The following is a 24,966-nucleotide window of genomic DNA, read 5'->3' as shown; positions in this document are numbered from 1 at the left end:
TGTGTCGCCCATGGCAAGGTAAGCGACCTTCAGGATTCGAGGACTCGGTGACTTGGCTCAAGGTGGCATATCGGCTCTCGGGGCGGTGGCGATCCCCTCAACTCTCGTGCTGCGCTCTGTGCAGAGCTGCCTGCTTGGGCTCGCCCTGTTCGTGGGGACGGCCGATGCGGTTGCCCAGCAACAGGGGGCTGACCGCGACAGCGTGGTCGTGGTTGGCGGTGACTACAACTATCCGCCCTACGAATTCCTCGACGAGGAGGGGCAGCCGGCTGGCTACAACACCGACCTGACCCGGGCAATTGCTGAAGTAATGGGGTTCGAGGTCGAGATCAGGCTGGGTAACTGGGCCGAGATGCGCCAGCTCCTGGCCGAGGGGGAGGTCGATGTGCTGCAGGGGATGGCCCATTCGCCCGAACGGGCCGAGTTGTACGACTTCGCTCCTCCGCATGCCATCGTTCACCAGTCGGTCTTCGCCCGCAAGGGACAGGCGGCGATCAACGACCTGGAGGAGCTTAGGGGCAAGGAAGTGATCGTGCAGGAGCGTGGTGTCATGCACGACCTGATGCTCCAGCACGACATCGGTGCCCGCCTGTTTCCGGCCGAGGCCCATGCCGATGCACTGCGCATGCTGGCCTCGGGTAAGCATGACTATGCGCTGGTCGCGAACCTGCCGGGGCTCTATCTCGGCCGTGAACTGGAACTCTCGAATATCGAGCCGGTAGGCAAGACCTTTGCCGCGCAGCGCTACGGTTACAGTGTCCTCAAAGGCAACGAGGAGCTGCTGGCGCAGTTCAGTGAAGGCTTGGCGATCCTCATGAACACCGGGCGGCAGCAGGAGATCTACGAACGATGGTTGGGCCCGCTGGAACACCAGGCCATGCCCTGGAAGAAAATCGGCCAGGGAGCCGCGGTGGTATCAGCGCTATTGCTGGTGGTCCTGGGCGGCATCGTGATCTGGAACCGGATGCTCACTCGCGAGGTGGCTCGGCGCACGCAGGAGCTGCAGATTCAGCAACAGAAGCTGATCCAGACCGACAAGATGACATCGCTGGGGGTGCTGGTCTCGGGCGTGGCGCATGAGATCAACAATCCCTGCAGTCTGGTGACGATGAACCTGGCGATGCTCAAAGAAGTGCTGCGCGATAGCGAGGAAGCGTATGAAGCGTACTACGAGCAGCATGGTGACTTTCTGCTGGGCCACTTGCCCTACACCCGCATGAGCAAGGAGATACCGCGCATGCTGGAGGACATCTCCAGCGGTGCCCAGCGAATTCGCCGGATTGTCGACGATTTGCGTGATTTTGCTCGGCAGGGGCCAGTCGAGCTGAGCGAGTCGGTAGACCTCAACGAGGTGGTGGCCACGGCCATTCGTCTGGTCGACAACACCATCCGCAAGTCCACCGATCGCTTCGAGGTCCGCTACAGCCCATCGGCGGCCCGCTTCCGGGGCAACGCCCAGAAGATCGAGCAGGTGGTGATCAATTTGATCGTCAATGCCTGTCAGGCGCTGGATTCACGCAACCAATCCGTCTGCGTGGCAATTCAACACGATGCCGACAATCACCTGATATGTCTCGAAGTCCGCGATGAGGGACGGGGCATCGAACCGGAAAACCTCTCGCGGCTCAGCGATCCTTTCTTCACCACCAAGCGGGACCAGGGCGGGATGGGGCTTGGCCTGTCGGTATCCCTGAGCATCGTTCAGGAGCACGGGGGCACCTTGAGCCATCACTCTGCACCCGGCAAAGGGACCTGCGCGGTGCTGGCGTTACCGATCAAGCGGGGAGCATCAACCAATGAGCAGTAACCTCTACCCCTCCTTCGGCATACTGCTGGTCGACGACGAAGCCTCCTTCCTGCGTAGCTTCAGCCTGATGCTGGAGAGTCAGGCAGGCATCAACCATTTATATCAGTGCCAGGACAGCCGCGATGTCATGCAGACTATCGCCCGTGAGCCGATCGGACTGGTGCTGCTCGACCTGACCATGCCCCATCTCTCCGGTGAGGCACTGCTGCGCCAGATCGTCGAACAGCACCCGGAGATCGGGGTGATCGTCGTCAGCGGCCTGAACCAGTTGGAAACAGCCGTGCATTGCATGCGCCTTGGCGCGCATGACTACTTCATCAAAACCACCGAGGAGAGCCGCCTGCTCGATGGCATTCAGCGGGCGATCCGGATGCAGGAAATGCGCCTGGAAAACCTGGAGATGCGTCGCAGGTTTCTCAGCGACACGCTCGATCGGCCGGAGATATTTGCCGATATCGTGACACAGGACAAGGGCATGCGCTCGGTGTTCCAGTACCTCGAGGTGATCTCGGCAAGCAGCCAGCCGGTACTGATCAGCGGCGAGAGCGGCACCGGCAAGGAGGCGATCGCCCGTGCCATCCATGCGTTGAGTGGGCGCAGTGGGCCGATGGTTAGCGTCAATGTTGCCGGCCTCGACGATGGCATCTTCGCTGATACGCTGTTCGGCCATAAGCGCGGTGCTTTCACCGGCGCAGACAAGGCTCGTGCGGGAATGATCGACCAGGCCAGCGGTGGAACCCTGCTGCTGGACGAGATCGGTGATCTCAGCCTGGCATCCCAGATCAAGCTGCTGCGTTTGCTGCAGGAGGGCGAGTATTACCCGCTAGGCAGCGACCGGCCCAAGCGGATTCATGCTCGGGTCCTGGTAGCGACCCACCACAATCTGGAGCGCAAACAGCGTGACGGAAGTTTCCGCAAGGATCTCTATTACCGCTTGTGTACTCACCAGGTAGAGCTTCCGCCGCTGCGCCAGCGACAAGGGGACCTTCCTCTGCTGTTGGATTATTTCCTCGCCGAGGCCGCCGAGGAGCTCGGACGCAACAAGCCGACGGTGCCCAAGGAGCTGCCGACACTGCTGCGCCATTACACTTTCCCCGGCAACATCAGGGAGCTACGCGCCCTCTGTTTCGATGCCCTCAGCCGCCACCAGGGGGGCGTGCTGTCGATGGAGGTATTCCGCCGGGTGATCGGGCGGGACACGGCCACGACGGACCCCACTGCGGAGAGTGACGCCCCTCTATTTGCTGCTGATCGGCCATTGCCCTCTCTGCAGGAGGTGGCCGACCTACTGGTCGCCGAAGCGATGAAGCGTGCCCAAGGGAACCAATCCCTGGCGTCGCGCCTGCTGGGTATCTCCCAGCCGGCATTGAGCAAGCGACTGAAGAAATCCCAGTCGTCGTGACCCCCCCCCCCCCTATAACCAAGGTTATGGCTATAACCTTGGTTCCTCTCTTTCAAGTAGCTGAAAACTAAAGAATTAAAGTGGAGGGGTGACGGCCTTTCCATGAATTTCGTTATAACCCTTCCGACGCCTTCTCCCGTCGCTGGTCTCTTCTTAATACTCAAGTAAAAACAAATGGTTGCCTTTGATTTTACTGGGTTGGCAGCTTTCTTGCTTGTAACCAACGGATTGAGCCAAGACGGATCGCTGCCGACTCGCTCGACACCCTGACGAATCACAACGACAAAGGAGTAGACATGGATTCCACTATCACTGAGACCCGTCCTGCCGGTTTCTGGGGCAGGCTGGCGCTGTGGAAGAAGATTCTGATCGGCATGGCTCTCGGCATGCTGGCGGGGGCGATTCTGGGCCCCGACGCCGAGCTGCTGAAACCGATCGGAACACTCTTCCTCAACGCCATCCAGATGCTGATCGTGCCGCTGGTGTTCTGCTCGTTGGTGGCCGGTGTTACCTCGATGCAGGACACCCGCAAGCTGGGACGCATCGGCTTGAAGTCACTGGCGCTCTACCTCGGCACCACGGCGATTGCGATCAGCATCGGTCTGGGCATGGGCACGCTCTTCGCCCCGGGCGAGGGCGTCAACATGACGGCTGCCAGCAGTGCGCCCACCGCCGGTGAGGCGCCGACCCTGGTCGAGACGCTGCTCAACATGGTGCCGACCAATCCGGTCGCTGCCCTGGCCTCCGGCAACATCCTGCAGATCATCGTCTTCGCCCTGGGGCTGGGTATCGCCCTGAACCTGTGTGGCGATAGGGCCAAGCCGGCGGTGCAGGTAATCGAGAGCCTGGCGGAAGGCATGTACAAGCTGACCGAGCTGGTGATGAAGCTGGCACCCTACGGCGTGTTCGGCCTGATGGCCTGGGTGGCCGGCACCTATGGCATCGACATCTTGCTGCCGTTGATCAAGGTCATCGCCGTGGTCTACATCGGCAGTCTCATTCACGTGGTGGTGTTCTATTCCGGCTTGATCAGCAGCCTGGGCCGTCTCAATCCGGTGCGCTATCTCAAGGGGGTGATCAGCCCCGCGGCGGTAGCCTTCACCACCACCAGCAGCGCCGGAACCCTGCCGGCCTCCATCAAGGCCGCGCGGGAAGAGTTCGGTGTCTCCAAAGGGGTTTCCAGCTTTGTGCTGCCGCTGGGCGCGACCATCAATATGGACGGCACCGCCCTCTATCAGGGCGTCTGTGCCCTGTTCATCGCCCAGGCCTTCGGCATCGACTTGGCGCTGTCCGACTACCTGCTGATCATCATGACTTCCACCCTGGCATCGATTGGTACCGCCGGCGTGCCGGGGGCGGGGCTGATCATGCTGTCGCTGGTGCTGACCACCGTTGGCCTGCCCTTGGAGGGGCTGGCGATCATTGCTGGTATCGACCGCATCCTGGACATGGCCCGTACCACCGTCAATGTCTGCGGTGACCTGATGGTGTCGGTCCTGGTCGGCAAGAGCGAGCACGAACTCGACGAACGCACCTACAATCGCGAGCGTACTGCTGCGCAAACCCGCGCGGCCTGATCTCCCCGAAGGGGAAGGCATTTCTGCATCTCCCACCATCGCGCGCACCGGCTCACAGTTCATGCTGTGAGCCGGTGGTTTTTTTGGCGTTGGCCTGTCTCGCTTTATTTCAGTTGATTGGAGCTATGACTGCGCGGGAGTCGTACAGGCGGTGGACTATGCCCTGTGGCGTGGTGGTCATTGACGCGAGGGGGGCATCCACGATTCCAGCCCCAGTTCGGGGCAACGCTCGGCCGCCTTGGCCACGTCTCTGCGAGCTTCCTCGATGATTCAGTCTCGCACCTCGGTTGCTGCAGGGCTCAGCGGCCAACCAGTGCGAGACGACATTCAATAAGACTAATGCGTGCAGTGGTTCTTGAGGGCGGGGATACGCTGAAACGCCAGACGTGACTGGTGCGGGGTTACCGAAACAGCGCCTGGGTCCACTTGCGAACCAGGTAGTTATGTTCGTCCATGACGGTGTTCCACACCCCGACGTGGTTCATGCGCGCGTGGTAGTCGCCGCCGTCGCGGAGGGTGCCCGGCGCTATCAGCGGGTAGCCATCGGCGCCTACCAGGGTATTCTCCGCGGGCTCGCCGGCATACCAGTAGCCCCACTCGTCGTCGCTGAGGTGGGCGCGGGTACGCTGCGGAGTGGAGATGTAGTAGCCCTGGCGGGCCATCACCGCGCCAGGCCAGCCGGACAGCCACCAGTTGAGATAGTCGTAGGCGGCATCCAGGGCCCGACCGTCGAGGTTGCACGACAGGCTCATGCCACCGAACCAGGCGCGGTAGCCCTCCTTGGGCGTGGCCAGGCGGTAGCGGCGCGGTGAGTCATGCAGGCGCATCAGCGCCGGAGACCATAAGCTCTGTAGGCATACCTTGTGATCTGCCATCAGGTGCATGGCTTCTTCTTCGTTGGCCCATAAGGCGGCGAAGTGGCCCTGGCGGCGCTTTTCGGCCAGCAGGTCGGTGAGTCGGTCGATTTCGGCCAGACTCAGGTTGCTGAGATCAGCAAAGCGTTCGCCCTGGGCGGTCGCGGCCAGGGCCGCATCGAGTACGCCGATGGTCGGTTCGCCCTGCAGGGCGACCTTGCCGGCGAAGCGTGGGTCGAGCAGCCACCCCCAGCTGGCGTCGTCGGGGCGCAAGCCGTCTGGCAGGGGCTCATCGCAATAGACGAAGCTATCGACGTTATGGGTCAGGGGCAACATGCTGATGGCATCGCTAGGTGTGTCGCTCAGCGTGCCGTCCGCTTGTACGAACAGCCGCCGAGCCGGGACACTGCCGCGTCCGAGCAGGCCATGATGGAGGTGGCCGTTGGTGGCCAGGGGAGTGACCTCGTCCCACAGCGGAATGCGACGCACATCGATGGGCTGTACCGCCCGCGCGGGCCATACGAAGTCGATATCGTGAAACCACTGGTCGTAAATATCGTAGTCCTGGGGCTGCAGCACGGCCATACGCTGAGCCTCGGCGGCATTGCGCACGATATATTCCAGGCGAATGCCAAGCTCGGCTTCGGCGCGCTCGCGAATCTGCTCCAGCAGGGTGACCGAGGTGCCGAGGACGCGCAGTGTCACCGGGGACGAGGTGCTTGAGGCCATGCTGTACTGTGCTCCCATTTCAGCGCCTGGCGAGTGCCGCCATGAAGGTGTGTAGCGAGCCCTCGACCTCGCCTCTGGTCAGTCCGCGGGTGATGAAGACCAGTAGCGAACGCCGCTCACCGTCGGGCCACGCGGCCAGATGTTGGGGTGGATAGAGTACATGCTGCACGCCGTGCAGCACTACCGGCGGGTCTTGTGGCCCCAGGTCGAGCAGTCCCTTGACGCGCAACACCCGGTCGCCGTGGGCGTTGAGCAGCAGCGACAGCCACAGCGCGAAGTGCCCCCAGTCGAGTTCCGTGTCCAGCTCGAGGACGAAGCTGGTGGCTTGCGCGTGGCGAGAGACCTGGGGAAAGGTGGCAAGATCGCTGGCCGCTCGTTGCAGTGAGAGCTGCCAGCCGCGGCCATCGCCTGGCGTGCCGGATGCCTCTGCACCAGGCGCGACCAGGAGTCGGGTGTCGCCCGCCCCCACCGAAGCGGCCAAGGCGCGCTCGGCACTGGGGGTGAGCGCCGTCAACCGCTCCATCAGCGCCGCGCAGCGGGCGTCTTCCACCAGGTCGGCCTTGCTGACCAGCAGCAGGTCGGCGGCCGCCACCTGAGCCAACCACTCCGGCTGCGACTGCTCCTGCTGCTCGGCGTTGAGGGCATCCACCAGGGTCACGATGCGCGCCAAGTCGAAGTGATGGCGCAACTGTGGATCATGACTCAAGGTGGCGAGCACCGGGGCGGGATCGGCCAGTCCAGTGGTTTCCAGCACGATGCGCGAGAAAGGCGGCAGCTTGCCGGTCTGGCGCATGTCGAACAGCTCCAGCAGCGCCTCCTTGAGCTCGCCACGGATCGAGCAGCATACGCAGCCGCTGGGCAGAAGCCTGGCCTCCGGGGCGACCTCGGTGACCAGCCGATGATCGATACCCACCGCGCCGACTTCGTTGATCAGCAGCGCAGTTTCGCCACTTGGCTGGTCGGCCAGCAGCCGTTGCAGCAGCGTGGTCTTGCCGCTGCCCAGAAAGCCGGTCAGTACCACGACGGGGATGCGTCCGTAGTCGACCGTTGGGGTGGGCGTACTCATGCCGTTGCCTCCCGCGCCAAGTGTTCCAGCAGGTTAGGGTCCAAAGGATCGAGGCGGCGGCCGCCCAGAGCTTCGACCTGGCGCCACAGGTCGTCGAGGTTGGCCACCATCGCTTGTTTGCCAGTGGGTGTCGTCAGTAGCGAGCCACTACCATGAAAGTCGCTGAGCGTCAGTCGGTAGTACCCCAACACCCGGTTGAGGGCCTTGAGCCGCAGCAGGCGCTGTTGGCGAGCCGGCCGTCCAGCATCACTGGCCAGTGGATCGCCCCAGTGTCCGCCATCATCGAGCAGGCCGCAGAGTCCACACATGAAGCGCTCCCCTGGGTTAGGACATCACATCGCCGGAATTGGGATGCAAGGTCTGGCCGACGAACAAATTGCCATCCGGTTCGCTGGCCAGCAGCACCGCCGTGGGCGCTACCTCGTGGGCACGGCCGAAGCGTCCGAGAGGCAACTCGGCCGCCTTGGCGGCTTTCCACTCCGTGCTGATGCCATCCACCAGCGGGGTTTCGATGGGACCTGGGGCGATGGCGTTGACCAGCACGCCCCGCTGGCTGACCTCCAGTGCCAGCGACTTGGTGAAGCCGATCACCCCGGCCTTGGCGGCGGCGTAATGACACAGTTCGGCGCCACCCTTTATGCCCAGCTGCGAGGCGATATTGATGATCCGCCCCCAGCTTTGCTCAAGCATATGCGGCAGCGCCTCGCGAGAGGCGATGAACACCGAGCGCAGATCGACCCGCATCATCTCGTCCCACATTTCGACGCTCAGCGCCTGGCAGGGCGCCTGGGTCAGCATTCCGGCATTGTTGACCAATACATCGATGCTGCCGAACTTCTCGACGCAGGCCTCTACGCCGCCTCTAGCACCTTCGATGCTGCCGACATCGCCCAGTTGGGTGGCCACTTCCGCGCCTAGCTCGCGGCAGCGCCCGGCCACCTCCTCAAGGCGAGGTGCAGCGCGGTCGGTAAGCAGCAGCCGAGCTCCCTCGGCGGCATAGGCCTCGGCGATGGCCGCGCCGATCCCGCTGGCGGCCCCGCTTATCACGCAGCGGCGTCCTGCGAGTCGTCTGTTCATAATGTTTCTCCTCGTCGTTCTCAATCCGGCCAGCGCACGGTCAGGCCACCATCGATCACTAGGCTTTGGCCGGTCAGGTAGCTGGCCTCGTCGCTGCACAGGAAGCGCACAAGCGAGGCCACCTCATCGGGACGTCCCACCCGTCCCAGCGGTATCTTGCGCGCCGCGGCGGCCAGCCCTTCGGGGCCCAGCGAGTTGTCCGCATCCAGCGACTGGGGCGTCTCGATCAGGCCCGGAATCACTGCATTGCAGCGAATGCCCCGCGGCGCCAGCTCTACCGCCAGCGAGCGACACAGGCCGGGTACCGCGGCCTTGGCCGCGGCATAGTGGGCATGCTCCTGCCAACCGTAGACGCCGCCAGCGATCGATGAGATCGCCACCAGGCTGCCGCCCTCATGCATATGGGGTGCGGCATCTCGAAAGGTGCGCATCACCCCGCTCAGGTCGACGTCGAGCATGGCGTTCCAGCGTGCATCGCTCATCTCGGCCAAAGCGGCACGGCGCAGGATGCCGGCATTGGCCACCACGTAATCGATGCGCCCGTAGCGTTCGATGGCCGCCTGGGCGAAGGCCCTAGTGGAGGTGCTGTCGGCGACATCCAGCGGAACCATGAGGCCGTTGCCGGCCTCATCGAGTGCTTGCTGAGCGGCCGCAGGGTCGTGGGGGTCGGCGGTGTAGTAGCCGCCCACCACCTGCACCCCTTGCCGCGCCCAGGCGATGGCCAGGGCCAGCCCGATGCCGCTGGCGGCACCGGTGATCAACGCAGTGGGGGGAGTCTCCATGTTCATGATATGTCTCCGGGTAGCGATTCGGGGAGCAGCATCATCAGCGCACACTCTCGGGGTCGACGTGACGAGCGGCGAACATCAGCAGCCCGGAAAGCAGGCATGGCAGGGCGCCGAATAGCAGTGCCGCCCACTGCCAGTTGCCTCCGCCGCTGAGAATGGCCGTGGCGCCGACGCCTGAGAGGATGGCGCCGATCGGCCCCATGGCATTGATCAGTGCGCCCGCCGAGGCACGCGTGCTGGTGGGGAAGCTCTCGCTGATGAAGAACAGTGCCGCGGCATAGGGGCCGATCAGGAAGAACAGGCCCAGGCTGTAAAGCAGTACCACCGGCCAGAAGGCGCTGGGGGCGAACAGCATGGCGGCAAAGGCCACGCCGCCCATCATCCAGCCACAGCCGATGGCGTTGCGACGCCCGATGCGGTCGCCCAGCCAGCCATGGGTGAGATAGCCGCAGAAGCCAGCGAAGTTGGAGAGGATCAGGATGATCAGTGAGTTCTCGAAGGTGACCTGGTGAACGCTGATGAGCACCGAGGTACCGAGGACGCTGAACACCTGGATGGCGAACCAGTTGAGCAGGATGGCTCCGCCCAGCACCAGGGTGGCGCGAATCGAGTTGCGGTGGAAAGCGCCGCGCAGGCCGGTATTGGCATGCTCTTCCAGGTTGACGTCGTGATGCGCCGCCAAGGCTTCGACCCGCTGATGCTCGCCGGCTTTTTTCAGCCGGGTCAGTTCGCGATGGATCTCGAACTGCGGGGTCTCCGGCAATTTGCGGGCCATGAAGGCGATGACCAGCGATGGCACGACGGCGAAGATGAACACCCCCTGCCAGCCGATGATCGGCAGCAGCAGTGCCGAACTCGCCGCCGCCAGCAGCGCCCCCACCGGCCAGCCACTCTGCACCAGGCTATAGATGAAGCCGCGTTTTTTCTTGAAGGCCTCATCGTCGGATGACGCATACAGCTCGCTCAGGTAGGTGGCGTTGACGGTCTGCTCGGCGTAGCCCAGTCCCGCCGCCGAGCGAATCAGCACCAGCGGCCCCTTGCCCAGGGCGCCGCCAAATGCGGTCAGCAGCGAGCAGATGCCTGCCCCAGTGACGGTGAAGATGATCCCCGCACGGCGGCCCAGGCGGTCGACCAGCGGACCGATGGAAATCGCCACCACCGCCGTCCCTACGGCGACCCAGGTGGCGAGTCCGGCCTGCTCTGCCTCACTCCAGCCGTAGTGCCGCCCCAGCTCGGGCAGCAGAGTACCGAAGAGGATGAAGTCATAGACCGCCGAGACCCAGGCCAGGAAAGCGATCCAGGTCGCGAAGCGTATCGACTTCGCCTTGGGGGTTTCAGGCACATAGGGTGCCCCGGCGTAGGCCGGATTGTTGTTGTTCATGATCAGGGTCCTGTTGCGTTATCAGCGTTGACGTGGAAAGCGCTGGAGAAAGTCGTCGGCGATGGCGTCCATGGTCATGAAACGCACGCCATCGTGGCTGCGCATGTGCTCGATCAGCCGCTCGAGCATCAGCAGCACCTGGGGCCGGCCGGAGACATCGGGGTGGATGGTGATGGGGAAGACCGCATAGTCCATTTCGCGATAGACCCAGTCGAACTGGTCGCGCCAGGTCTCTTCCAGATGCCGCGGACTGACGAAGCCATGGCTGTTGGGGGCCTTCTTGATGAACATCATCGGTGGCAGGTCGTCGAGGTACCAGTTGGCGGGAATCTCCACCAGATCGGTTTCCTGGCCGCGCACCAGCGGCTTCATCCACGCCGACGGGTGTTGGCTGTAGTCGATCTTGGTCCACTTGTCGCCGACCCGGACGTAGTAGGGCGTGAAGTCGTTATGCATCAGGCTGTGGTCGTACTTGATGCCTTTCTTGAGCAGCAGCTCGTTGGTGATCGGGCTGAACTCCCACCAGGGGGCGACATAGCCGGTAGGCGCCTTGCCGGAAATCTCGGTGATCAGCTCGATACCCCGGTCGAGCACCGCTTCCTCCTGTTCGGGTGTCATGGCGATGGGGTTCTCGTGGCTGTAGCCATGAACCCCCAGCTCATGACCGGCGTTGGCCACTGCCTTGATCTGCTCGGGGAATGTCTCTACCGAATGGCCTGGTACGAACCAGGAGGTGGTGATGTCATAGCGCTCGAACAGCTTGAGCAATCGGGGGACGCCTACCTCGCCGGCAAACAGCCCGCGTGAGATGTCGTCGGGGGAGTCCTCACCGCCGTAGGATCCCAGCCAGCCTGCCACGGCATCCACGTCGACACCGATCGAAACGAAGATCTCTTTCTTGGACATTGTCATTCTCCTGTCAGGTGCCCGGCGTTGCATGTGAATCGGCGGGGAAGTGCCGGGCGTCGCCTCCCCGCTCCAGGTCAGGTGGTACAGAGCAGCTTGGCGATACTAGTCGCGGCGCTGAGCACGCGCTCATCGCTGCCGCTGGGTCCCGATAGCAGCAGCCCGCTCGCCAGCCCCTGGGCGTCTCGGCCGCAGGGCAGGCTGATGCCCGGCATGCCCATCAGGCTGCCGGGCATGGTCAGGCGCAGGGTGGCGGCATTGGTGGCAAAGAAGAGGTTGTCATCGCATTCGAGAGGAGCCAGTGGCGGCGCTACATGGCCTACTGTCGGCGTCACCAGTAGCACACCGCCCAGCTCGTCGCATAAGGCGTCGGTCAGCCGCTGGCGTTGGCGCTGCAGAGACTCGATTCGCTCGGCGTCGAACTCTCGCGCCCCTTCGAGGCGCTGGCGAATCCTTGGGTCCAGGCGTTTGGCGTTGACTGAGTCAAGGAGCGTGCGATGCAGGGCAAATGCCTCGACGCCACCCAGCCACCCCGCTTCGGTAATGTGCTCGACGGCGCGCTTGAAAGTGGTGGTGGGGCGTCGCTCTAGCTTGGCGCCGGCTGCCGTCAGTTGGCTCAGGGCGCGCTCCAGGTGATCGCGTACCACTGTGCTAACGGCGAGGTCATCGAGTAGCGACTGATCGACTACCAGATGCAGTTGCGTCAGTGGGGTAGTAGGGAGCGCCCGGCGCCGTCCCGAGAGCAGGGCGTCCAAGGTGACGACGTCGGCGACACTACTCGCCAGCGGGCCTGGGCAGTCGAAACTGTGGGCCAGGGGGAAGACACCTGCCCCGGCGTAGCGCCCTTGACTGGGCCGAAAGCCCACTAGCCCATTGAATGCCGCAGGCACGCGAATCGAGCCGGCGGTGTCGGTGCCCATGGCGATGGGCACGAGGCCCTGTGCTACGGCGATTGCCGAACCCGAGGAGGAGCCACCGGGCACCCTTGCCGGCCGGTTGCCGCACGGCAGTGTCGGGGTGCCGAAATGGGGATTGAGGCCAAGCCCCGAGTAGGCCAGTTCGCTGAGGTTGGTCTTGCCCACGCATACCAGGCCGGCACGCGCGGCTTGGGCCACCAGCGTGGCATCGCGCGGAGCAGGGGCTGCTTGGCGATGCACCTCGGCCCCGGCGGTAGTGACGGTGCCGGCGACATCGAACAGGTCCTTCCAGGCCATCGGCACGCCATCGAAAGGGCTCATGGGGCGCCCCTCGCGCCAACGCTGGGTTGCGGCGGCCGCTTCCTGCTCGGCCCGTGTCGGCGTCAGGTGGGTGAATACATGACGGGTCGCATGGATGCGTGGCCAGAGCTGCTGCAACCAAGCTGAGGGTGTCAGGCTGCCGCGTCGAAAGGCGTCGGCCAGGCACTGGGCGTCAGGCGTCGCGTTGTCGTGCATCACAGATCCCGTCGTTGTCTTTGTTGTCTGCCTGCTGCTGCGCCGGGGCGGAGGCGGCATGGTTTGGCTGTCATTTACGCTAGCACTTTGTGGTCTTTTTTGAAAATAGTCATTTTTTAAAAAATGCCAAGTTCTGGATGTTTGCTGCTTTCTTGGGTTTATTTTCTGCAATTTAGGTAAATATTGAGAATTAGGACTGAGTTTTTCGAAAATTTCTGTCTTGTGGCCGTATGTCACTTGCTTTATTTTTCGTTCACTGCACAAATAAAGGTATTTTGTATTTAAAAAGACACTGAGGTGGTGCTGGCTTACGTCTTGCTACGGTCATCGAGGGGCGGCTGTGCAACAATCGGCCCCATACGCCAGAACGCGAATGAGCAAGGAGTGAGAGAGGCAATGAGTTCGCACCCGCAGGCTCCCGAAGAGGAGTACCGTGGAGCACGCTATGCGGTGATTCGCAAGGTGTTGGGGCAAGCCATCGAGTCGGGGGCCGCCGAACCGGGGCTGGTACTTCTCGAGAGGCCCCTGGCCGAGCTGTTTGGCACCAGTCGGGCGCCGGTGCGCAGGGCGCTGGATCTGCTCTGCGACGCAGGCCTGATCGCGCGTTTTAGTGGACGCGGCTACGTGGTTGCCCGGCATGGCGATGTTCCCGAACCCAAGCGTAGGACGCTGACCGCGGAAACCCTGGGGCTGGCGCCTAGTGCGCCGTTGCTCGACACTCGCTCAGCGGGAGAGAAGCTCTATGACGAGCTCTTCGAGCTGCTTTCCACCTGCATGATCTTCGGGCACTACCAGGTCGATGAGGGCCGAGCCAGCGAGCATTTCGATGTAAGCCGCAGCGTGATTCGCGAGGCGCTGCTGCGCCTGCGTGACCGGGGGTTGGTGGAGAAGGCGCCTTACTCGCAGTGGGTGACGGGACCCGTAACGGCTCAGGAGGTGCGTGACGACTACGAGATGCGCTGGCTGCTGGAGCCCCGTGCTCTGCACAAGTCGGCCGCGAGTCTGGCGTTGGGTGATCTGCGTGAGATGATCGCGCGCATCGATTCGATGTATGCCGATGCTGCCGTCGATCTGGTTGTCCTCGATCGTATCGAGGACGACCTGCACCTTCGCTGTCTCGCGTCTTGTGACAATCGACGCATGACCAGCACCTTGCGCCAGGTGCAGATGCCCCTGACCATCAACCGACTGTTCTATTCGGCCATCGGTCGAGGCGTTCACCTGCCAGGCTTGGCGGAGCACCGACTGGTGCTGGACTTGCTGGTGCGTGATCAACGCGATGCCGCCGTCGAGGCCCTGCGTACTCACCTGGTGCGCGCACGCGACCGGACGCTCGAACGCCTCAAGTCGCTGTCGGTGTTTCCGGAACCTGCTATGCCGGATTTCGTGAAGAAGATCTCCTAGCGCTCTATGAGTCGATGTCAGGCCAAGACGTCCAAGTGCCATCCTGCTTTTCCTTCGCCACCTGCCACAGGCACTCGATCGCTTGCTGGCAGGTCGGCGTCTTGATTCTGCCACGCAGGGTGATGATCCCCACCGGTGGCAGCTCGATGGGAATCTCGAGCGGCAAGACCTTGAGTAAACCCTGTGCTTCGAAGTGGCGCGCCACGCCGTGGGCCAGGTAGCCCAGGGCCGGGCGCTGCTGCACGAAGGTCAGGGTGGCGAGGAATGAGGCCGTTTCGATCAGGTCTGCGGGCGGGTTGAGGCCATGCTTGTAGAACATCTGGTTGAGCTTGATCCGCGACGACGCCCAAGGGGGAGGAACGACCCACGCCAGCTCGGCGAGATCGGCCCACTGTGGTGAGGGCATGCTGCATACGGGATGCGTCGGGGCGGCGACCACGCACATCGCTTCGTCGTAAAGGGCTTGCGCTTCCAGGTCCGGTGCCGCGTAGCCGGGTTCGAGGCGGCCGACCAGTAGGTCGAGCTCACCCACGCGCAGGCGGGGTAGCAGGCGCTTGAGGTCGCCCTCTTCGATCAGTGCGGTGCTGTGCGGTGAGCGCGTCTTGAGCAGCTGCATGGCGTGAGCCAGCAGGCCAGGCGTTGCCACCACCATGGCGCCGATGCTGACACGACCGGCGGCACCGCTCTCCACCGCGGCGATCTCGTCCTGGGTACGGCCGTAGTCGGCCAGTACCGAGCGGGCGAAGCGCACCACCGTATCGCCATAGGCCGTGGGTTCGGTACCGCGGGTGGAGCGCAGGAACAGCTTGAGGCCGAACATGCGCTCTATCTCGGCCAGCATTTTCGACACCGCGGGCTGGGTCAGCGACAGAAAGTCGGCCACCCGGCCGATATGGCGGAACTCATCCAGTGCGACCAGCAGCTGCAGGTGGCGCAGCTTCAGGTTCGAGCGTAGTACGCGATCGATATCGCTCATGGTGGCGCTCTCCCTCTCTTCATTCCGTTATGGTTATGAAGAGAGTCTATTGTTTTATTTTATCGTCATGAAGAGGCGGCCCATACTCAGCGCAACGATTATTACAACGCCCGATGATGGAGCCAGGCCGCCGACATGGAAATGCCCCCCCGTACGCTTATTCGGTTGCACGCCAACGACAACGTCCTGATCGCTCGCGATGGCGTCGGTCTCGGTCAGTGGCTGCCCGAGCTGGAGGTGAAATCCCGCGCCCAGGTGCCGGCAGGGCACAAGATCGCTGCCCGCCGGATCGCTGCCGGCGAGTCGGTGAAGAAGTACGACACGGTGATTGGCGCGGCAGGCCGCGACATTGCTCCCGGGGAGCATGTACATACCCATAACGTCACCCTGACCGAGATCGACCGCGATCCCGCCTTTTGCCAGGACGTGCTTCCGGTGGAGTACGTGCCGGAGGCCGAGCGGGCCACCTTTCAGGGTATTGTGCGCCCGGACGGCCGGGTCGGTACGCGCAACTTCATCGGTATTCTCTCCTCGGTGAACTGCTCGGCCACGGTGATCAAGCATATCGCCGACCATTTCACCGCGGAGCGGCTGGCCGACTACCCCAACGTCGATGGCGTGGTGGCTTTCGCCCAGACCAGCGGTTGCGGGATGTCCTCGCCCAGTTACCACTTCGACCTGCTGCGGCGCACCTTGGCCGGCTATGCCCGGCACCCCAACTTCGCCGGGGTGCTGATTGTGGGGCTGGGCTGCGAGCGCAACCAGGTGTCGGGCCTGGTCGAGTCCCAGGGGCTCGAGGTGGGGGCGAACGTGCGCACCCTGGTGATGCAGGAGAGTGGCGGTACCCGTGAATCCATCGCCGCTGGCATCGCCGCCATCGAGGCGATGCTGCCCGAGGCCAACCGGATCGAGCGCCAGCCGGTGAGTGCCAGCCACCTCAGCATCGGGCTGCAGTGTGGCGGCTCGGACGGCTTCTCGGGGATCTCGGCCAACCCGGCGTTGGGGGCGGCCATGGATATCCTGGTGCGCCAGGGCGGTACCGCCATCCTGTCGGAAACGCCGGAGATCCATGGTGTCGAGTTCATGCTGACGCGTCGCGCGGTGTCGCCAGCGGTGGGCCAGAAGCTGCTCGATCGTCTGGAGTGGTGGAAGGAGTATACCCGTGGCCACAGTGGTCAGTTCAACGGCGTGGTGGGGCCTGGCAACCAGGCCGGCGGCCTGGCCAACATCATCGAAAAATCCCTGGGCTCGGCGATGAAGGGCGGCACTACGCCGCTGCAGGCGGTATACGAGTACGCCGAGCCGATCGATGCCAAGGGCTTCGTGTTCATGGACTCCCCGGGCTACGACCCGGTGTCGGCGACCGGACAGATCGCCAGTGGCGCCAATCTGATCTGCTTTACCACCGGACGTGGTTCGATGTTCGGCTCCAAACCGGCCCCCACCATCAAGCTGGCTTCCAACACCGCCATGTTCGAGCGCCTGCGCGAAGACATGGACATCAACTGCGGCCAGGTCATCGACGGCAGCGCCACTATCGAGGCCATGGGCGAGCAGATCTTCGCGCATATCCTGCGTGTGGCCTCCGGGGAGCGCAGCTGCAGCGAGCGGCTCGGGCTTGGGGATCACGAATTCGTGCCGTGGCACGTCGGCATCGTCAGCTGATGGCAACGTCGGCCAACAGAGCGTTAGCTAACAGAGAGGAGGGCGTGACAATGACCCTGACGCTGGAACGTGGTGACCTGATTCAGTCCCGTAACTACATTGCCGGGCACTGGAGCGACGCCGCCGATGGGGCGCGCTTGGCGATCTCGAATCCGGCCGATATGCAGCCCATCGCCGAGGTGCCGGACAGCGGTGCCAAAGAGGCACGGGCAGCGGCCGATGCCGCCCACCACGCCTTTGCCGACTGGCGTGCGACGCCGGCCAAGCGGCGTGGCGAGCTGCTCAAGCGCTGGCACGCCCTGGTGATGGCCCATCAGCAGGATCTGGGGCGGCTCATATCACTGGAGCAGGGCAAGCCCCTCGCCGAAGGCCAGGGTGAGGTGGGCTATGCGGCCAGCTATATCGAGTGGTTCGCCGAGGAGGCGCCACGCATTGCCGGGGAGGTGATTGCGCCGTCGGTTGCCGGGCGACGCATGCTGGCCGTCAAGGAGCCGGTGGGCGTGGTGGCGGTCATCACGCCCTGGAATTTCCCGGCGGCGATGATCGCGCGCAAGATCGCGCCGGCCTTGGCGGCAGGCTGCACGGTGGTGGCCAAGCCCGCCGAGGATACGCCGCTGACCTCGCTGGCGCTGGTGCGCCTGACCGAGGAGGCGGGCATTCCTCCTGGCGTGCTCAATATCGTCTGTGCCTCGCGTGGGCGCACACCCGAGGTGGTCGACGCCTGGCTCGAGGATGCCCGGGTGCGCAAGATCAGCTTCACCGGCTCCACCCCGGTGGGCAAGCACCTGGCCCGGGCGTCGGCCGATACCCTCAAGAAACTCTCCTTGGAGCTGGGCGGTAATGCGCCCTTCATCGTCTTCGAGGATGCCGACCTAGACGCCGCGGTGGAGGGCCTGATGGCCGCCAAGTTCCGCAATGGTGGCCAGACCTGCGTCTGCCCCAATCGCGTCTATGTGCAGGAGGCGGTGTTCGAGGCCTTTGCCGACAAGCTGGCCGCACGTGTCGCCGCCTTGCAGGTGGGGCCGGCCAGCGATCCGGCCAGTCAGATCGGGCCGATGATCAACGCTCGAGCCGTCGACAAGATCCTGGCGCATATCGACGATGCCGTGACCCGGGGCGCAAGGCTGCTGGTGGGGGGCGAGCGGGTGCGGCCCGACCTGGGCCCGAATTACGTGGCACCGACGCTACTTGCCGACGTCACGCCCGACGCGCAGCTGTGCCACGAGGAGACCTTCGGGCCAGTGGTGCCGCTGCTGCGCTTCGCCACGGAAGAAGACGCGGTGGCGGCCGCCAATGCCACGCCGTTCGGGCTCGCCAGTTACTTCTACTCGGAGAACGTCCGTCGCATCCACCGCGTTGCCGATGCGCTGGAGGCCGGCATCGTCGGCATCAACGAGGGAGCCGTGGCGTCCGAGGCGGCGCCTTTTGGCGGCATCAAGGAGTCGGGCTATGGACGTGAAGGCTCGGTCCATGGCCTCGACGACTATCAGCATATCAAGTACCTCTGCCAGGGCAATCTGCGCTGAGCCGGGGCCAATAGAACAACGATAGGAGCCGCCATGAACGCATCCAGCAATACCGGCCCGGTAGCGGGCAATCCGTTCAAGCAGGCCCTGGCCCAGGGCAGACCCCAGGTCGGGCTATGGCTATCGATGGGCGATGCCTACAGTGCCGAGCTCTGCGCCACGGCGGGTTTCGATTGGCTGCTGATCGACAACGAACACGCTCCCAACGACGTGCGCAGCACGCTTGCCCAGCTGCAGGCGGTTGCGCCCTATGGCGGACACCCCGTGGTGCGCGCGCTGCAGGGTGAGGCGGCGGCGATCAAGCAACTGCTCGATATCGGCGCCCAGACCCTGCTGATACCGATGGTCGATACCCCCGAGCAGGCTGCCGCCATGGTCGCCGCGACGCGTTATCCCCCCGAGGGCATTCGCGGCGTCGGTGCCGGGGTCGCAAGGGTGTCGCGCTGGAATGGCCGTCCTGACTACGTGCAGCACGCCAACGATGAAGTCTGCCTGCTGGTGCAGGCCGAGACGACCATCGCACTCGATAATCTCGAGGCGATCTGCGCGGTGGAGGGCGTGGATGGCGTCTTCATCGGCCCGGCCGACCTGGCGGCTTCGATGGGGCACCTCGGCAACCCCGGCCATCCCGAGGTACAGGCGGCCATCGAGGCGGCGATTCACACCATCGTGGCGTGCGGCAAGGCCGCCGGTACCTTGACCGGCGAGGTTGGCCAGGCCCGGCGTTTCCTCGCACTGGGCGCGACCTTCGTAGCGGTGGGGCTGGACGTCACGCTGCTGGCCCAGGCGGTTCGCCAGCGTGCCGCGGACTTCGACCTGCACACGGGAGCGCAATCGACAGGAGGGCCTTACTGACCCGATGGGAATAGCAAAAACCTGACCGCCTACTACGACGATCGCAGTTGCCCCTAAGCGAAGGACGCCGGGGACAGGCCGTAGAGGAGGTGTCGATGCCATGGGTGAGGAGCATTGCTCCGAACGGGCTGGCCATGGATGGCCAGCACTGGCCCTGCAAACGGAGCAGGATGCGAGAGTGCAGCAGGGCATCGGTAGCGCCCAGGGATGGTTTACAGCGCCTCCTCGCAGGCCTGTCGACGGATCAGTCCCGAGCGATGCTGGTTACCTGCGACAGGGCGGCTATGGCTTGATTAGATGATTAAAATAATGCAAAGGAGCAAACGCCATGATTCACAATACGACTAAACTCTCGGTTCTTCTCGCCGGTGTGATGGCCGCAGGCATCGCTGCCGCGGATTATCCCACCAAGACCATCACCATGGTGATCCCCTATGGCGCCGGCGGCGGTACCGACGTGCTGGCAAGAACGCTGCAACCGGCTCTCGAAGAGGCACTGGGGCAAACCATCGTGGTCTCCAACGTGCCGGGGGGCGGCGGTATTCTCGGCTTTACCCAGGTGGCCAACGCCAAGCCCGACGGCTATACCGTGACCATTCCCAACAACGTGATCTTCGCCACCGAGGGGATGGGCAATGCCACCTATACCTACTCGGACTTCGACTACCTCGGCAATATCATGAGCGAGGACTATGTCGTGGCGGTGCGTGCCGATGGCCCCTGGGATAGCTGGGAAGCGCTGGTCGACGACATGCAGGCCAATCCCGGCACGGTGAGCTTCGGCTTCTCCGGGGCCGGGGGGTCGACCCACGTCGCCAGCGAGATCCTGGCCGATATGGTGGGTTACCGGGCTCGCCAGATTCCCCATGATGGCTCTTCCGATGCAGTCGCCGCGGCCATGGGTGGCCACATCGATGCGCTGATGCTCAACCTGGCCGACCTCGCTTCCGGCCTGCGCTCAGGCCGGCTGATACCGCTGGTCAGCCTCGGCGATGATCGGCTGGAAGACTACCCGGACGTGCCCACCCTTAGCGAACTCGGCCACGAGCTGAGCCTGACCAACTGGCGCGGTATCGCGGCACCGGCTGGCGTGGATGACGAGGTCAAGGCCGCCTGGGCAGAGGCACTGGAAGCCGCTACCAGCGATGCCAAGGTGCAGGAGGCGATCTCCAACCAGGGCGGTGAGGTGGATTACATGCCCCCCGGCGAGACGTTGGACGCACGCATGGCGGAGCTGGCGGAGTCCTTCATCCGCACCGCCCAGCGACTCAAGTAGTGATGACCACGGTCAGGCCCCTGGCGTGGGGCCTGACTCGTTGCTGACAATGGGAGTCCGCCATGACGCGAGTGACCGAGAAGCAGCTCTTCTATCTCTTACTGATCCTGGGGGCCGGCTACTTTCTCCACCTGGCAAGTTCGATCCCGACGATGATGCGAGTGGTCGGCGACCCGGGGCCGGGATTCCTGCCTTTTTGGGTCAGCGCCATCATCATGTTGCTGGTGGGCTACCTGCTGGTCGTGGAAACCCTGATCAAGCGGGAGCCCGATGGCGGTGTTCGGCTCGAGCGCCGTGAAGCCGTCACGCTGTTGGTGACACTGGCAGCGATCGTGCTCTACCTGATCATGCTGACGTTTATCGGCTTCTTTGTCAGCACCCTGGTGTTCCTAGGCGTCTTTCGCCTGCTCGTCGACAGGTTTCTCAACGATGCCTGGCCCACACGTCGTTCGCTGCTGGCCTCCGGGTTGTTCGCAGTGATCGCGACCAGTGCCATCTATGTGGTGTTTTCCGTGCTTTTCGGACTATCCATGCCCTGAGGGGGAGTCGTCATGTTTGCCCATTTCGCCGAGGCGGCGACGCTGTTCGCCAACGGCTACATCTTCCTGGCGATTGCCGCCGGTACGGTACTCGGCCTGATATTCGGCTCACTACCGGGGCTGACCGCCACCATGGGGATCGCCCTGCTGCTGCCGCTGACCTTCGGCATGGAGCCGGTTACCGGCATGGGCATGTTGCTCGGGGTCTACTGCGGCGCCATCTCCGGGGGCTCGATTCCCGCTGCCCTGCTCAATATCCCCGGCACCCCCTCGTCGGTGGCGACCACCTTGGATGCCTTTCCCATGGCGCGCAACGGCGAGCCGGGGCGTGCACTGGGGTTGTGCATCGTGGCCTCCATGATCGGCGGCATGATCAGCGTGTTGATCTTCGCCTTCATGTCGCCGCTGATCGCCGAGGCGGCGCTGCGCTTCAGTGCCATCGAATACGCCACGCTGGGACTGTTCGGTTTGACCATCATCGCCTCGGTGTCTGACAAGTCGTTGATCAAGGGGATCGTGGCAGGCCTGATCGGGGTGTTGATATCACTGATCGGCATCGACTCGCTGACCGGTGTGGTGCGCCTGACCGCCGGTATTCCCGCTCTGATAGGTGGAGTCGATTTCATGGCGGCGTTGATCGGACTGTTTGCCCTGTCGCAGATCATCACCGACACCACCACGTCGCGCTCCGATCAAGCGAGCGAGGGGCGGGTACGTGTCAACAACGCCTATCCACGCTTTCGCGAGACCTTCCGACGCTGGAAGATCTGGTCGAGCAGTTCGCTGATCGGCTCGCTGGTCGGGGCGATCCCCGGTGCCGGTGGCAGCATCGCCTCCTTCCTGGCCTACGACCAGGCCAAGCGCATCTCACGCACGCCGGAGAAGTTCGGCAAAGGGCATGATGAGGGCATTATCGCCTGCGAATCGGCCAATAACGGCATGACCGGTGGCGCCCTGATCCCGATGATGACGCTGGGGATTCCCGGGGATGCCTCGGCGGCGATCCTGATGGGTGGGCTACTGATACATGGGCTACAGCCGGGGCCGATGCTGTTCGACGAGCAGGCCAATATCGCCTACGGCATCATCATCGCCTTTCTGATCGCCAACGTCTTCATGTTCAGCTTCCAGTCGGTGGGCATCAAGCTGTTCGTCCGGGTGCTGCAGATACCGCGCACCTACCTGCTGCCGTTCATCATGGTGATGTGCATCCTGGGTGCCTATGGCATCACCGGCAGCCTGACCTCGGCCTGGGTGCTGCTGATCTTTGGCATCTTCGGCTACTTCCTCAACCGCCACGGCTTCAGCGCCGCTCCGGTGGTGCTGGGGATGATCCTGGGCTACATGGTCGAGTCCAACTTCCGACGCGGCATGACCATGCATGATGGTGACTGGAGTGTCTTCTTCACCCGTCCAATCAGCCTGGCCTTCGTGCTGCTTTCCGTGCTGGCGATTGCGCTGCCGCTATATCGTCAATACCGCAGTCGGGTAGCACGGGAGGAGTTTGTGAAGTGATGACTTGGTTGGGGAAAATGGGTAGGCGATATCTAACCTTTCATGCCTTGATGTGTTGCACTCGCTTCGCCAGCGCGGCGACGTGTTCATCCTCGGCGCCCAAGTCCTCCAGTGCAGTGGCGAGGTTGAGCAGGTAGTCGCGGTTGGCGCCGCTGGGGCCGTGGGCGGCGGCGATCTGGCGAGCCATGGACTCGAGCGGAGCGTCGCCGAGAAAGGCGGCGTTGTCCTCGGTGGCGAGGTAGAGCAGGCCTTCAGCGTGGCTGCCGTCGGCGAAGTGCATCAGGGTGGTCTCGCGCAGATAGCCGTTCTTCTCGCGGATATCCAGGCCGTGCAGGACGTCTCCAGCGATGCGATAGGCCATGCCATGGCAGAGGGCGCCGGGCTGGCGGATCAGCGTGGCCACCCGGCCTGGCGCCTCAGGCGTGCCGCGGTGGTCATGGGAGCCCTGCCAGAAGCGCCGCGCCCAGCCCTCGATATGTGCGGGACGGCGCTCGAGGTAGGCAAACCCAGCCTTCCAGATCAGCGAGCCGTAGCCGAACAGCCACAGCTCGGCGGCGTCGTCGACGGGCATGCGCTGGCGGTTGATCAGGGTGGTGTCGAGGCTCATGGCTGGCTCGAATGTTTGCGCTGGGAGCCGCGCAGCAGCGGCTGGGTGAGGGTCTGGGCCATGATCACGCCGATCAGGGTCAGGCCGCCGCCGAGCAGGTGCCAGCTGGCCAGGCGCTCGCCGAGGAACAGCATGGCGATGATGGCGCTGAACAGCGGCATCAGGTTGAGGAAGATGCTGGCCTTGCTGGCGCCGATCTGGCGTACCGCGCGCATCCACAGGAAGGTGGTGACGATCGAGGCGGGGATGCCAGCATAGGCGATCAGCCAGACGTTGCTGCCGTCCACCGGTGTCATCGGCCCGAGCAGGTAGCCGGGCAGCAGCAGCAGGGTGGCGAAGACCGCCTGCACGTAGAGCATCACCCAGGGCGGCAGGTCCATCGGCCAGCGCTTGAGCATCACGCCGTAGGTGGCGTAGCAGCTGGCGGCCACCACCATCAGTGCATCGCCCGGCGAGACGTCGAGGGCCAGCAGCGACAGCGGATCGCCGCGGCCGAGCAGTACCGCCACCCCGCACAGCGCCACCAGCCCACCGGCTACGCCGCCGAGGCTCGGCGGCTCGCGCAGAATCAGCGCGCTGAGCAGGACCGTGAGCAGCGGTACGGTGGCGGCAAGAATGCCCATGTTGGTGGCCGAGGTGGTCTCGGCGGCGACGTAGGCCAGCCCCTGCCACATCGCCATGCCCAGCAGGCCGAGGAAGGCCAGCTTGGGCCATTCGCGCTTGAGCGCCTGGCGATGGCGCCACACCGCCGGCAGCACAAAGGGCGTCAACACCGCCAGCGCCAGCACCCAGCGCAGAAAGGCGATGCTGCTCGGCGCAATGGCGCCCACGGTGAGCTGGTTGATGGTCATGTTGCCCGACCAGATCAGCACGGCACCCAGCGGGGCGAGGAAATAGAGCAGCGGCATGGCGACCTCTTGGACAGAGCAGAGCCCCGTTGGGAACGGGGCTCTGGAGGGGTGTCATCATATCGTGCTGAGAGGTGGCTGCAAGCCATGGCAGAATCGGTGTAGGGCTATCGCAGATTAGGTAGCACCGCTCGGGACTGATCCGTCGACAGGCCTGCGAGGAGGCGCTGTAAACCCTTCCCTGGGCGCTATCTTGCGCCCTGCTTCGCTCTCGCATCCTGCTTCGCTTGCAGGACCGGTGCTGGCCATCCATGGCCAGCCCGTTCGGAGGAATCCTCCTCACCCATGGCGCAAACCTCCTCTTCGGCCTGTCCCCGGCGTCCTTCGCTTAGAGGCAACTGCGATCACCCTGAGGATCTGTGATAGCCACTGCGTAACGGCTACCGTTGCCGGCGTCAGCGCAGCTGGCTGTCCTTGCTGCCGCGACGGTTGTAGCCACTATAGGACGTCTGCTGCTTGTCGCGTTCGCTCTGGCAGGCGATGCACAGGCGCACGCCCTTGATCGCCTCGCGGCGCGCTTGGGGAATCTCGTCGCCGCATTCCTCGCAGTGGCGCAGGCTCTCGCCGCTGGGAAGCTGGCTGCGTACCCGCTGCAGCGCATCTTCCAGCGTACTCTCGATCTGCTCCTGCTCGGCACCATCGCGTGACCAGCCGCCTGCCATGGATCGCCTCCTT

At 63.9% G+C, this 24,966-nt stretch carries 22 protein-coding genes; 10 read left to right on the top strand and 12 right to left on the bottom strand.

The annotated features are described in order from the left end of the window. The first annotated feature begins 52 nt into the window (after positions 1-52). From CK498_RS06020 to CK498_RS06010, 3 genes are all read left to right on the top strand, one after another. Positions 53-1,807: a transporter substrate-binding domain-containing protein gene (locus tag CK498_RS06020; protein ID WP_229358976.1), complete on the top strand. Its 1,755-nt coding sequence runs from the start codon at positions 53-55 to the stop codon at positions 1,805-1,807. Further along, a complete protein-coding gene (locus CK498_RS06015; protein ID WP_095619945.1) occupies positions 1,797-3,209 on the top strand; it encodes a sigma-54-dependent transcriptional regulator in 1,413 nt (470 codons plus the stop codon). The genes CK498_RS06020 and CK498_RS06015 overlap by 11 nt, the downstream gene beginning before the upstream one ends. Before the next feature lie 296 nt (positions 3,210-3,505). Then, positions 3,506-4,786 carry a dicarboxylate/amino acid:cation symporter gene (locus CK498_RS06010; RefSeq protein ID WP_095619944.1) on the top strand — a complete coding sequence of 427 codons (1,281 nt, stop codon included), beginning with the start codon at positions 3,506-3,508 and terminating at the stop codon, positions 4,784-4,786. A gap of 401 nt (positions 4,787-5,187) precedes the next feature. Here CK498_RS06010 and CK498_RS06005 read toward each other — a convergent pair whose 3' ends face one another. The 8 genes from CK498_RS06005 to CK498_RS05970 all read right to left on the bottom strand — a co-directional run bounded on the left by CK498_RS06005 (position 5,188) and on the right by CK498_RS05970 (position 13,020). After that, positions 5,188-6,369: an ABC transporter substrate-binding protein gene (locus CK498_RS06005; protein ID WP_095620251.1), complete on the bottom strand. Its 1,182-nt coding sequence runs from the start codon at positions 6,367-6,369 to the stop codon at positions 5,188-5,190. A 19-nt stretch (positions 6,370-6,388) separates the two neighbouring features. Then, a complete protein-coding gene (locus CK498_RS06000; protein ID WP_095619943.1) occupies positions 6,389-7,435 on the bottom strand; it encodes a CobW family GTP-binding protein in 1,047 nt (348 codons plus the stop codon). After that, positions 7,432-7,743, bottom strand: coding sequence for a hypothetical protein (locus CK498_RS05995; protein WP_095619942.1), 312 nt, complete (start codon positions 7,741-7,743; stop codon positions 7,432-7,434). The genes CK498_RS06000 and CK498_RS05995 overlap by 4 nt, the downstream gene beginning before the upstream one ends. A gap of 16 nt (positions 7,744-7,759) precedes the next feature. Then, positions 7,760-8,512 (bottom strand): SDR family NAD(P)-dependent oxidoreductase, encoded by a 753-nt coding sequence (locus CK498_RS05990; protein ID WP_095619941.1) that lies wholly within the window; start codon positions 8,510-8,512, stop codon positions 7,760-7,762. 20 nt (positions 8,513-8,532) lie between these two features. Beyond that, entirely contained in the window at positions 8,533-9,300 is a 768-nt protein-coding gene (locus CK498_RS05985; protein ID WP_217987695.1) for an SDR family NAD(P)-dependent oxidoreductase, read from the bottom strand. Between the two features lie 37 nt (positions 9,301-9,337). Then, positions 9,338-10,681 carry an MFS transporter gene (locus CK498_RS05980; protein WP_095619940.1) on the bottom strand — a complete coding sequence of 448 codons (1,344 nt, stop codon included), beginning with the start codon at positions 10,679-10,681 and terminating at the stop codon, positions 9,338-9,340. A gap of 21 nt (positions 10,682-10,702) precedes the next feature. Beyond that, positions 10,703-11,587 (bottom strand): polysaccharide deacetylase family protein, encoded by an 885-nt coding sequence (locus CK498_RS05975; RefSeq protein WP_095619939.1) that lies wholly within the window; start codon positions 11,585-11,587, stop codon positions 10,703-10,705. A gap of 77 nt (positions 11,588-11,664) precedes the next feature. Next, positions 11,665-13,020, bottom strand: coding sequence for an amidase (locus CK498_RS05970; protein WP_095619938.1), 1,356 nt, complete (start codon positions 13,018-13,020; stop codon positions 11,665-11,667). 396 nt (positions 13,021-13,416) lie between these two features. Here CK498_RS05970 and CK498_RS05965 point away from each other — a divergent pair, with 396 nt between their 5' ends. After that, positions 13,417-14,424, top strand: coding sequence for a GntR family transcriptional regulator (locus tag CK498_RS05965; protein WP_095619937.1), 1,008 nt, complete (start codon positions 13,417-13,419; stop codon positions 14,422-14,424). A gap of 4 nt (positions 14,425-14,428) precedes the next feature. On the opposite strand, the gene CK498_RS05960 is transcribed toward CK498_RS05965, so the two are convergent. Continuing rightward, positions 14,429-15,400, bottom strand: coding sequence for a LysR substrate-binding domain-containing protein (locus CK498_RS05960; protein WP_095619936.1), 972 nt, complete (start codon positions 15,398-15,400; stop codon positions 14,429-14,431). A gap of 135 nt (positions 15,401-15,535) precedes the next feature. Between CK498_RS05960 and CK498_RS05955 the strand changes: the two genes are divergently transcribed. The 6 genes from CK498_RS05955 to CK498_RS05925 all read left to right on the top strand — a co-directional run bounded on the left by CK498_RS05955 (position 15,536) and on the right by CK498_RS05925 (position 22,776). Further along, positions 15,536-17,065 carry a UxaA family hydrolase gene (locus CK498_RS05955; RefSeq protein WP_217987694.1) on the top strand — a complete coding sequence of 510 codons (1,530 nt, stop codon included), beginning with the start codon at positions 15,536-15,538 and terminating at the stop codon, positions 17,063-17,065. A gap of 50 nt (positions 17,066-17,115) precedes the next feature. Next, positions 17,116-18,591 (top strand): NAD-dependent succinate-semialdehyde dehydrogenase, encoded by a 1,476-nt coding sequence (locus CK498_RS05950; protein ID WP_095619935.1) that lies wholly within the window; start codon positions 17,116-17,118, stop codon positions 18,589-18,591. Between the two features lie 33 nt (positions 18,592-18,624). Then, a complete protein-coding gene (gene hpaI / locus CK498_RS05945; protein ID WP_095619934.1) occupies positions 18,625-19,446 on the top strand; it encodes a 4-hydroxy-2-oxoheptanedioate aldolase in 822 nt (273 codons plus the stop codon). 328 nt (positions 19,447-19,774) lie between these two features. Beyond that, a complete protein-coding gene (locus CK498_RS05935; protein ID WP_095619932.1) occupies positions 19,775-20,722 on the top strand; it encodes a tripartite tricarboxylate transporter substrate binding protein in 948 nt (315 codons plus the stop codon). Between the two features lie 62 nt (positions 20,723-20,784). Next, the gene (locus CK498_RS05930; protein WP_095619931.1) at positions 20,785-21,261 is read left to right on the top strand and encodes a tripartite tricarboxylate transporter TctB family protein; all 477 of its coding nucleotides are present in this window, start codon (positions 20,785-20,787) and stop codon (positions 21,259-21,261) included. A 12-nt stretch (positions 21,262-21,273) separates the two neighbouring features. Next, the gene (locus tag CK498_RS05925) at positions 21,274-22,776 is read left to right on the top strand and encodes a tripartite tricarboxylate transporter permease (RefSeq protein ID WP_095619930.1); all 1,503 of its coding nucleotides are present in this window, start codon (positions 21,274-21,276) and stop codon (positions 22,774-22,776) included. A 40-nt stretch (positions 22,777-22,816) separates the two neighbouring features. Here the strand turns inward: CK498_RS05925 and CK498_RS05920 are convergent, their stop codons facing one another. The 3 genes from CK498_RS05920 to CK498_RS05910 form a co-directional block, all read right to left on the bottom strand. Next, positions 22,817-23,383 carry a gamma-glutamylcyclotransferase gene (locus CK498_RS05920; RefSeq protein WP_095619929.1) on the bottom strand — a complete coding sequence of 189 codons (567 nt, stop codon included), beginning with the start codon at positions 23,381-23,383 and terminating at the stop codon, positions 22,817-22,819. Further along, positions 23,380-24,291, bottom strand: coding sequence for a DMT family transporter (locus CK498_RS05915; protein ID WP_095619928.1), 912 nt, complete (start codon positions 24,289-24,291; stop codon positions 23,380-23,382). Before CK498_RS05915 ends, CK498_RS05920 begins: the two co-directional genes overlap by 4 nt. 395 nt (positions 24,292-24,686) lie before the next feature. Continuing rightward, positions 24,687-24,953, bottom strand: coding sequence for a DksA/TraR family C4-type zinc finger protein (locus CK498_RS05910; RefSeq protein ID WP_095619927.1), 267 nt, complete (start codon positions 24,951-24,953; stop codon positions 24,687-24,689). Positions 24,954-24,966: the final 13 nt, after the last annotated feature.

The organism is Halomonas salipaludis (assembly GCF_002286975.1).
In the GTDB taxonomy this organism is placed as follows: domain Bacteria; phylum Pseudomonadota; class Gammaproteobacteria; order Pseudomonadales; family Halomonadaceae; genus Franzmannia; species Franzmannia salipaludis.
Note: the sequence above shows the minus strand (reverse complement) of the source record. Positions and strands in the feature narration are given on the sequence as shown.

Coding starts and splice junctions, on each gene's coding strand:
- CK498_RS06015 (WP_095619945.1), top strand. CDS start 1,797: ATGAGCAGTAACCTCTACCCCTCCTTCGGCATACTGCTGGTCGACGAC.
- CK498_RS06010 (WP_095619944.1), top strand. CDS start 3,506: ATGGATTCCACTATCACTGAGACCCGTCCTGCCGGTTTCTGGGGCAGG.
- CK498_RS06005 (WP_095620251.1), bottom strand. CDS start 6,369: ATGGCCTCAAGCACCTCGTCCCCGGTGACACTGCGCGTCCTCGGCACC.
- CK498_RS06000 (WP_095619943.1), bottom strand. CDS start 7,435: ATGAGTACGCCCACCCCAACGGTCGACTACGGACGCATCCCCGTCGTG.
- CK498_RS05995 (WP_095619942.1), bottom strand. CDS start 7,743: ATGTGTGGACTCTGCGGCCTGCTCGATGATGGCGGACACTGGGGCGAT.
- CK498_RS05990 (WP_095619941.1), bottom strand. CDS start 8,512: ATGAACAGACGACTCGCAGGACGCCGCTGCGTGATAAGCGGGGCCGCC.
- CK498_RS05985 (WP_217987695.1), bottom strand. CDS start 9,300: ATGAACATGGAGACTCCCCCCACTGCGTTGATCACCGGTGCCGCCAGC.
- CK498_RS05980 (WP_095619940.1), bottom strand. CDS start 10,681: ATGAACAACAACAATCCGGCCTACGCCGGGGCACCCTATGTGCCTGAA.
- CK498_RS05975 (WP_095619939.1), bottom strand. CDS start 11,587: ATGTCCAAGAAAGAGATCTTCGTTTCGATCGGTGTCGACGTGGATGCC.
- CK498_RS05970 (WP_095619938.1), bottom strand. CDS start 13,020: ATGCACGACAACGCGACGCCTGACGCCCAGTGCCTGGCCGACGCCTTT.
- CK498_RS05965 (WP_095619937.1), top strand. CDS start 13,417: ATGAGTTCGCACCCGCAGGCTCCCGAAGAGGAGTACCGTGGAGCACGC.
- CK498_RS05960 (WP_095619936.1), bottom strand. CDS start 15,400: ATGAGCGATATCGATCGCGTACTACGCTCGAACCTGAAGCTGCGCCAC.
- CK498_RS05955 (WP_217987694.1), top strand. CDS start 15,536: ATGGAAATGCCCCCCCGTACGCTTATTCGGTTGCACGCCAACGACAAC.
- CK498_RS05950 (WP_095619935.1), top strand. CDS start 17,116: ATGACCCTGACGCTGGAACGTGGTGACCTGATTCAGTCCCGTAACTAC.
- hpaI (WP_095619934.1), top strand. CDS start 18,625: ATGAACGCATCCAGCAATACCGGCCCGGTAGCGGGCAATCCGTTCAAG.
- CK498_RS05935 (WP_095619932.1), top strand. CDS start 19,775: ATGATTCACAATACGACTAAACTCTCGGTTCTTCTCGCCGGTGTGATG.
- CK498_RS05930 (WP_095619931.1), top strand. CDS start 20,785: ATGACGCGAGTGACCGAGAAGCAGCTCTTCTATCTCTTACTGATCCTG.
- CK498_RS05925 (WP_095619930.1), top strand. CDS start 21,274: ATGTTTGCCCATTTCGCCGAGGCGGCGACGCTGTTCGCCAACGGCTAC.
- CK498_RS05920 (WP_095619929.1), bottom strand. CDS start 23,383: ATGAGCCTCGACACCACCCTGATCAACCGCCAGCGCATGCCCGTCGAC.
- CK498_RS05915 (WP_095619928.1), bottom strand. CDS start 24,291: ATGCCGCTGCTCTATTTCCTCGCCCCGCTGGGTGCCGTGCTGATCTGG.
- CK498_RS05910 (WP_095619927.1), bottom strand. CDS start 24,953: ATGGCAGGCGGCTGGTCACGCGATGGTGCCGAGCAGGAGCAGATCGAG.